Origin of the sequence: Gilliamella sp. Imp1-1, from assembly GCF_001690415.1 — a bacterium.
GTDB lineage: Bacteria > Pseudomonadota > Gammaproteobacteria > Enterobacterales > Orbaceae > Gilliamella > Gilliamella bombi.
The window spans coordinates 1-8,808 of record NZ_LZHK01000069.1; the positions used below are offsets into that span (position 1 = coordinate 1).

Annotated in this window: 7 protein-coding genes; 4 read left to right on the top strand and 3 right to left on the bottom strand. The window is 35.9% G+C overall.

Annotated features, from left to right (window positions below; all coding sequences use genetic code 11):
* Positions 1–199: 199 nt before the first annotated feature.
* The 4 genes from A9G38_RS06545 (at position 200) to pflA (ending at position 5,935) form a co-directional block, all read left to right on the top strand.
* Positions 200–1,138: a hypothetical protein gene (locus A9G38_RS06545; protein WP_141671746.1), complete on the top strand. Its 939-nt coding sequence runs from the start codon at positions 200–202 to the stop codon at positions 1,136–1,138.
* 570 nt (positions 1,139–1,708) lie between these two features.
* Positions 1,709–2,557, top strand: coding sequence for a formate transporter FocA (gene focA / locus A9G38_RS06550; RefSeq protein WP_034914633.1), 849 nt, complete (start codon positions 1,709–1,711; stop codon positions 2,555–2,557).
* Positions 2,558–2,624: 67 nt separating this feature from the next.
* Positions 2,625–4,907, top strand: a complete 2,283-nt coding sequence (gene pflB / locus A9G38_RS06555) for a formate C-acetyltransferase (protein ID WP_034914636.1) — start codon at positions 2,625–2,627, stop codon at positions 4,905–4,907.
* Between the two features lie 269 nt (positions 4,908–5,176).
* A complete protein-coding gene (gene pflA, locus A9G38_RS06560) occupies positions 5,177–5,935 on the top strand; it encodes a pyruvate formate lyase 1-activating protein (protein ID WP_034914648.1) in 759 nt (252 codons plus the stop codon).
* A 49-nt stretch (positions 5,936–5,984) separates the two neighbouring features.
* On the opposite strand, the gene rarD is transcribed toward pflA, so the two are convergent.
* The 3 genes from rarD to A9G38_RS12255 all read right to left on the bottom strand — a co-directional run.
* Positions 5,985–6,881 carry an EamA family transporter RarD gene (gene rarD, locus A9G38_RS06565; protein ID WP_034914639.1) on the bottom strand — a complete coding sequence of 299 codons (897 nt, stop codon included), beginning with the start codon at positions 6,879–6,881 and terminating at the stop codon, positions 5,985–5,987.
* A gap of 66 nt (positions 6,882–6,947) precedes the next feature.
* Positions 6,948–8,240: a serine--tRNA ligase gene (gene serS, locus A9G38_RS06570; RefSeq protein ID WP_034914642.1), complete on the bottom strand. Its 1,293-nt coding sequence runs from the start codon at positions 8,238–8,240 to the stop codon at positions 6,948–6,950.
* Positions 8,241–8,507: 267 nt separating this feature from the next.
* On the bottom strand, positions 8,508–8,808 hold a 301-nt coding region (locus A9G38_RS12255), incomplete at its 5' end, for a transposase (RefSeq protein WP_176713215.1).

The following is an 8,808-nucleotide window of genomic DNA, read 5'->3' on the forward strand; positions in this document are numbered from 1 at the left end:
TAATTACTTGACAGGTAAACCATAATGCATTATCATTTTAGACACCAGACACCAGCACTGGCAAACCTATGTCTTAAATTTATCAAATAATCCTATTCGACGAGTTTTTACAAAAAACTCATTTATACCTTCCAAATTATTTCTCAAATTATTATCAAAATTGTCCCAAAAAAGCTTATTGGTGTTAGGGCTGTTATTATTGTCATCTTCATGGAACTTACAGGCGAATGGCAAAAAATATCGAACAGGTAATCGTAGTGATGCAATAATGCTACCATCACCAGTTATCAATTATGTAAGGCCGAATCTGCTATTTGGTAAAAATGGTGCAGATATGAGTGGGGTCAACTTCGCAGGTCCAGCTGATATATGGAATCCTGATAAGGGCTTCTTAGTTCAATCAATCAGTCCTGAATCATACAACCTAAATTTTCCGACCACGGGTGGGCATAACTTATATTTTGATTTACTCATAAGTGGAGTAGATATAAATGAATTGACATGGGAATCCGTTACTTTGGGGGGAATCACTGCGACAGTGACAAATGTTGTAGCTAATGATAAGTGGATTCCTGATGAAGACAAGGGACAAGTTGTCGCCCGTGTTAAGCTAACAGGTCCAGAGGCAAGAAATCAATGGCTTAATCCGAATCCCAACCCAATTGCTAAGCCAGTGTTACCGCAGACGTTTGAGTTAGTGGGTAGAGATATTAAAACTAATGACGAGGTAGTAAAATATGGCTTTAAGTTAAAGCAGTGGTTTGTTAACCGAGGAGGTAAATACGATACAGCACCAGCTCAAATAACATGGTGTCGTCGTTTGGGGTATCGTCTTACGCAGTTAAGAGATTTGACCAATGCAGTCAGAACAACTAGTTTTCCTATTTCTAGTGCCACACCGTCGTCATCTGAAAATAATTACCAGCGTCGAATTGGAGCTGGATTTTTCACGGAGTGGGGCTACATGTCGCATTATGCTAATGCGGACTTCGCTTACAGCACTCACTCCCACTATGGTTATTGGACGAGCAATGCCATACCCGGCCGTCAGTTCTATGCCTACTCGGATACAGGCTACATCAATAGCAATCACATGGGGGCCACCTTCGGCTATTATGCTGTTTGCACCGCACCTTAGATTTAGTGTGTATTTCTTAATCCTTAAGATCTGGAATAGTTTATGGTGCAAATAGAGGACAATATAACAAAGAACCAAGCCCTGCGCCGTAGGGGCATTGAGCAGGCAAAGCCTGCGATCCTTGCGCTTTTGTTATTAACTAACTGTTATTAACAAGTTGTTATTAAATAGCTATTATCAAATAACAAAATCGCTTTTCTTAAAAAACAAATTCAACGTAATAAAAAACTAGCCGATAAGTGTATGATTCTTTTTAAAAATAATAAAAACTTTAATAAAATCAATGGTCTACCTGAATGATTTTAGAGCGAAAAACACGCTTATAGCACGGAAAGGTTAATGTGGCTAATTTTTATCGCGTTCAATAGGTTGATTCTAAATAAGATTAGCTCCCCAATAGGTATAAATTTTCCTAAAAATTTTAACTCACTATTTTTACTATAAGTAACCTATTTAATAATGAGGGATTTTTGTGGTTTTAAAGTTTTTTAATAAAAAAAACGTGATCTGCTTCAAATTTTGAGTATACTATGCGTCACATAAAACCCTAGTTTTTTTGAGGATGTTAGTTTGAGTACCAATAAACTTGTGGATTCATATTCTCCCGCACAAATGACCCAAATTGCTGAAGACCTAGGCAATTACAAAGTAAACAAACACCCATGTAGTACGATTTTATCCGCAATGCTTGCTGGTGTTTATATTTCTATCGCTTTTGTATTTTATATTACCGTAACAACAGGAACAGCAACCGTTGCTTTTGGTTTGGCAAAATTAGTCGGCGGTATTTGTTTTTCTTTAGGACTTATGCTTGTTGTTTGTTGTGGTTCTGACTTATTTACTTCAACAGTATTGACCATTTTACCTAAAATGACCCATAAAATTAGTTGGACTAAAATGATTCGTAATTGGATTTTGGTCTATGTTGGTAACTTTATTGGTGCTATACTGTTTGTCACAGTTATTTGGTTTTCTGGCCAGTATATGGTAGCCAATGGTTTGTGGGGACTAAATATTTTACAAACCGCCGATCATAAATTACATCACACCTTTATTGAGGCAGTATGTCTTGGCTTTCTAGCTAATCTAATGGTCTGTTTGGCCGCCTGGTTGAGTTACGCTGGTCGTAGTTTACTTGATAAAATGCTAATTATGGTTTTACCTGTTGCGATGTTTGTTGCCAGCGGTTTTGAGCATAGTATTGCAAATATGTTTATGATTCCTATGGGTATTGTGATTAAGAACTTTGCGTCCCCTGAGTTTTGGCAAGCAGCTGGTGTGTCGGCAGATGCATTTAAAGAGTTAACTATATCGCATTTTGTATTTAAAAATTTAATTCCAGTTACAATTGGGAATATTTTAGGTGGTTTAGCTGTAGCACTACCTTATTGGGCTTTATATTTACGTAAGCCACATTGATTTTATAATATTTACCCTAATATGTAATAGGGTAAATAGTTATTTTTGTAAACCTGAGGTGAAAATTATGAGTAATTTAAACGAAGTACAAGCAGCAGCTTGGAAAGGATTTAAAGATGGTGATTGGCAAAATAATGTTAATGTCCGCGATTTTATTCAAAAAAACTACACGCCATATGAAGGCGATGAGTCTTTCTTAGCTGGCGCAACTGAAGCTACAACTAAGTTATGGGATAAAGTAATGGAAGGCATTAAAATTGAAAATGCTACCCATGCCCCTGTGGATTTTGATACAAGTGTTATTTCGACAATTACTGCTCATGATGCAGGTTATATTGAAAAAGATTTAGAAAAAATTGTTGGCTTACAAACTGAAAAACCATTAAAACGTGCAATTATTCCGTTTGGTGGTATCAAAATGATCGAGAATTCTTGTAAAGCTTATAACAGAACGCTTGATCCTTTAGTCAAAAAAATCTTTACTGAATATCGTAAAACTCATAACCAAGGTGTTTTCGATATTTATACTCCAGATATTCTTCGTTGTCGTAAATCAGGTGTTATTACTGGTCTTCCTGATGCTTATGGTCGTGGTCGCATTATTGGTGACTACCGTCGTGTTGCGCTCTACGGTATCGACTACTTAATGCAAGATAAATTTGCACAATTTAATTCACTACAAGCTGATTTCGAAAACGGTGTTGATCTTCCAATGATTATGCAACGTCGTGAAGAAATTGCTGAACAGCATCGTGCACTTGGCCAAATTAAAGAAATGGCAGCTAAATACGGCTTCGATATTTCTGCCCCAGCAAAGACTGCACAAGAAGCAGTTCAATGGACATACTTTGGTTATTTAGCTGCGGTTAAATCACAAAATGGTGCTGCAATGTCATTAGGTCGGACTTCGACTTTCTTTGATATTTACTTCCAACGCGATCTTGAAGCTGGTTTAATTACAGAAAAAGACGCTCAAGAAATTGTTGACCATTTTGTTATGAAGTTACGTATGGTTCGTTTCTTACGTACGCCAGAATATGATGAATTATTCTCTGGTGACCCAATTTGGGCAACTGAATCTATCGCTGGTATGGGTGTTGACGGTCGTACATTAGTTACTAAGACTTCTTTCCGTTTCTTAAATACTTTATATACAATGGGTCCATCTCCAGAACCTAACATGACAATCCTTTGGTCTGAAAAATTACCAAGTGGATTTAAAGAGTTCGCATCAAAAGTATCTATCGATACATCATCATTACAATATGAAAATGATGATTTAATGCGTCCTGACTTTAATAATGATGACTATGCTATTGCATGTTGTGTAAGCCCAATGATTGTTGGTAAACAAATGCAATTCTTTGGTGCGCGTGCAAACCTTGCTAAAACTCTACTATACGCAATCAACGGCGGTGTGGATGAAAAATTAAAAATGCAAGTTGGTCCTAAAGAGACTCCAATCACTGATGAATATTTAGATTTTGATACAGTATTTGCTCGTTTAGACCACTTTATGGATTGGTTAGCAAAACAATACGTAACTGCATTAAATGCTATTCACTATATGCACGATAAATACAGCTATGAAGCATCATTAATGGCGCTTCATGATCGTGATGTTATTCGTACTATGGCATGTGGTATTGCTGGTCTTTCAGTTGCAGCAGACTCACTTTCTGCGATTAAGTATGCAAAAGTAAAAGCAATTCGTGATGAAGATGGTTTAGCTACTGACTTTGAAATTGAAGGTGAATATCCACAATTTGGTAATAACGATCCACGAGTTGATGATATCGCTGTTGATTTAGTTGAACGTTTTATGAAGAAAATTCAAAAACTTAAAACTTATCGTAATGCAACACCTACACAATCTGTATTAACCATTACATCAAACGTTGTTTATGGTAAGAAAACAGGTAATACTCCAGACGGACGTCGTGCTGGTGCGCCATTTGGACCAGGTGCTAACCCAATGCACGGTCGTGACCAAAAAGGTGCGGTAGCTTCATTAACATCTGTTGCTAAACTTCCATTTGCTTATGCTAAAGATGGTATTTCTTATACTTTCTCTATCGTTCCAAATGCATTAGGTAAAGATGATGATGTGCGTAAACGCAACTTAGCTGGTTTAATGGATGGTTATTTCCATCACGAAGCTACAGTAGAAGGTGGTCAACATCTAAATGTTAATGTATTAAATCGTGATACATTATTAGATGCGATGGAACATCCTGAAAAATATCCACAATTAACTATTCGTGTTTCTGGATATGCGGTGCGTTTCAACTCATTAACTAAAGAACAACAAAATGACGTAATTAACCGTACATTTACACAAAAAATGTAATTTAGTTAATTGTTAACTTAATCGAAAATAGCGTCTTTAAAGGCGCTATTTTTTTATCAGTGCAAATATTATTTTTGCCATCTTTAAATTAAATATTAATACGATGATAATAATTTAATATTGTTGATATTTATCCAGTATAATTAATCAAAATATAATTCGTGACGATTAATACTATTGGTTTAAGTTTGACGGTAGTGGAGTTAAAATTATTAAAAAGTCATATGAGCAATGATTCGAGATTATCTATGGAACAACAAAATATTATTATGACAACTAATTCGCCTATTAAAGGCCGTATCCACTCTTTTGAATCCTTTGGTACTGTTGATGGTCCAGGGATTCGTTTTATTGTTTTTTTTCAAGGTTGCTTAATGCGTTGCTTGTATTGCCATAATCGTGATACATGGGATTTAAAAGCTGGCCGAGAGGTCACCGTTGATGAGCTTATGAAAGAAATTGTTTCTTACAAAAGTTTTATTATGCCTAATGGTGGTGGTGTGACAGCTTCGGGCGGTGAGGCTACGTTACAAGCTGAGTTTGTTACTCAATGGTTTAGAGCTTGTCATCAAGAAGGCATTAGTACTTGTTTGGATACTAATGGTTATGCAAGGCAGCTCGACCATGTTGTTGATGAACTTTTAGAAGTAACAGATTTGGTCATGCTTGATTTAAAGCAAGTTAATGATGAAATTCATCAAAAATTAGTTGGAGTGCCAAATAAACGAGTTCTTGAATTTGCTAAATATTTGCAAAAAATTAATAAGCGAACTTGGATACGTTATGTTGTTGTTCCTGGGTGGACTGATGATGATAATTCAGCACATCTGCTTGGTAAATTTATTGAGGGGATGGATAATATTGAGCGTGTAGAATTACTTGCTTATCATAAACTAGGTGCTTATAAATGGGATACAATTGGTGATAAATATAAGTTGGAAGGCGTTGAGGCTCCACCAAGAGAAACCCTTGATAGGATCCAAAGTATTTTAGAAAGCTATGGTCATTATGTTACATTTAGTAAATAGTTGATAGATTGTTTGATAAGAGGCGCATTCAATTGTGCCTCTTTTGTAACTATTGTAATCTTTTTCGTTTTATTGCACGTATAACAAAAATTCCACCCTCAAAAGCTAGAATGCAAACAGATAACCAAATAAATCCATATGATACAATATGTTCTGATGAAACTTTCTCATGCAAAAACAGTATAGAAATAACTGTTAGTAGTACTGGCTCTACATATCCTAATAAACCAAATAATCCCATGGGCAGTAAACGACTTGCAACAAAATAGATTGCAAAAGCAATAGCCGTGATGATCCCCAAGGTTGGTATGTAAATCGGGAAATTAGAAAGATCACTAATTATTTTGTCTAAACGATAATTTAAGGCACAATATATAAGGCACCCTAGGAAGATAAAGAAAAAGTCAGAAAACGTGCCCACAATGCCATCTATTCGCAATTTGCGCCTTGTCATAAAGTAGATTGGATACCCCAAAGCAATAACAGCGGTTTCCCATGAGAAAGCACCAGTGATGTAAATTTCAATAGCAACGCCTAATATTGCAAGTGTAACAGCTATTTTTTGCAAGAAGCTGAGCTTTTCTTTATAAAAAATTTGCCCAGAAATCACCATTGCTAGTGGCAATAAAAAATAACCTAGCGATGCTGATAACCCATGTCCGTTAAGTGGTGCCCAAATAAAAATCATCATCTGTATTGTGAGCAAAACAGAAGAAAATAATAACCCTAATAAAAAAAGTGGTTGTTGTTTTATTCGTCTAAAAAGTGCAGTTATAACTGACCACTGTTTTCCAGCAATGATTAATATAACTATTGCAGGAAATGAAGTTAGTAATCGCCAACAAAAAATATCAACAACAGATAAGGAGTGTAACAAAACTGGGTAGTAATAAAGTAACCCAAATAGACATGATGCCAGTATTGAAAGCGCTACACCTTTTATCATTTTTTCCACCTTTATTAATAAAAAAATAGCGCTAATAGATAGCGCTATTCTCTAAGATAATGTGAGTTATTTAATAAACTCAACACCATTCATATAAGGTACTAAAACGGATGGAACTTTAATTGAACCATCTGCTTGTTGATAGTTTTCCATAATAGCAACAAGTGTACGTCCAACAGCTAGACCAGAACCATTTAGTGTATGTACTAAATATGTTTTATTATCAGCCTTATTACGATAACGAGCTTGCATTCGGCGAGCTTGGAAATCCCACATATTTGAGCAAGAAGAAATTTCTCGGTATGTATTTTGAGCTGGTACCCATACTTCTAGATCATAGGTTTTACAAGAGCCAAAGCCCATATCGCCAGTACATAACACAATTTTTCGATATGGTAATTCAAGTAATTGCAATACTTTTTCTGCGTGAGCAGTTAACTCTTCTAATGCCTTCATCGATTCTTCAGGCTTAACAATTTGAACCAATTCTACTTTATCAAATTGATGCATACGAATTAAGCCACGAGTGTCTTTACCATAAGAGCCAGCCTCAGAGCGGAAACAAGGGGTGTGTGCTGTCATTTTTAAAGGTAATACACTTTCATCAAGGATTTCATCGCGCACAAGATTAGTTACAGGCACTTCGGCAGTTGGAATTAATGCATAATTACTACTTTCAGCTTCTTCATCAAGCGGTTTAGTATGAAATAAGTCACCTGCAAACTTTGGCAATTGTCCTGTTCCAAAAAGTGTTGCTTGATTGACTAAATACGGTACATAAATTTCGGCATAACCATGCTGTTCTGTGTGTAAATCTAACATGAATTGAGTAATAGCACGATGTAAGCGTGCGATTTGTGATTTCATAACCACAAAACGTGCACCAGTGAGTTTTACCCCTGCTGCAAAGTCAAGATCACCAAAGCGTTCTCCTAATGCAACATGATCTTGAATTGGGAAATCAAATTTTCTTGGTGTGCCAAAGCGAGAAATTTCAACATTGTCATTTTCATCTTTTCCATCAGGAACAGAGTCATCAGGAATATTTGGGATAGTGGAAGCGATATCTTTAATTTTGCTTAGTAGGATATCAAGCTCTGTTTTAGCGCTATTGAGTTTTTCACCAAGTTTATTGACTTCTTCACGGACAGCTGTAATATCTTCGCCTCGTGCTTTTGCTTCACCAATTGCTTTTGAACGAGCATTACGTTCGGCTTGTAAGCTCTCGGTTTCAACTTGTAATACTTTGCGTTTTTCTTCTAAGTGGCGAATCGTATCAATATCTAATTTAAATCCTCGACGTGCTAATTTATTAGCGACAAGATCCAATTCATTTCGGAGTAAATTTGGGTCCAACATAAATAGTGTCCATTATTAACTAGGGAATATCTTTCTACCTTATCGTTATTCTATTATAGTAAACAGAACATATAAATTAAAAAGTAGATTAATTTACCGATATTAAAATTTGTTAGCTTAGTATACTAGAATTATATTGGGATTCAACCGAAATGGCGACCAGAAGAACTTTAGGGAACTAGTAAAATATTATTTATTTAAATAGATAGGTAATTAGCTATTTTTTGATATATTAGGGGCTGTTGATCTTTGCTGTACATAAATTACTCAACAATACATTGGCAGCCACATTAACATAAATGCCAGTGATACCATACTGGCATAATTCCTTTCTAACTTATCGTATCTAGTTGATATTGAACGATATTGCTTGATTCTAGCAAAGGCATTCTCGACTAAATGACGATAGCGATAAAGGCACCTATCCATACTGCTTTTATCTATATCCTTACCATAATTACGTTTAGCAATCACCGTTCGTCCGCCTTTTTGACGAACAAAGCACCGAAAAGGCTCGCTGTCATAACCTTTATCGGCTATCACTGTATTGACTTCATCGAGCTTTTCA

What these genes read in the sequence shown, in the direction of transcription:
- pflB (WP_034914636.1), top strand. Translation starts at nt 2,625, where the DNA reads ATGAGTAATTTAAACGAAGTACAAGCAGCAGCTTGGAAAGGATTTAAA.
- pflA (WP_034914648.1), top strand. Translation starts at nt 5,177, where the DNA reads ATGACAACTAATTCGCCTATTAAAGGCCGTATCCACTCTTTTGAATCC.
- rarD (WP_034914639.1), bottom strand. Translation starts at nt 6,881, where the DNA reads ATGATAAAAGGTGTAGCGCTTTCAATACTGGCATCATGTCTATTTGGG.
- serS (WP_034914642.1), bottom strand. Translation starts at nt 8,240, where the DNA reads ATGTTGGACCCAAATTTACTCCGAAATGAATTGGATCTTGTCGCTAAT.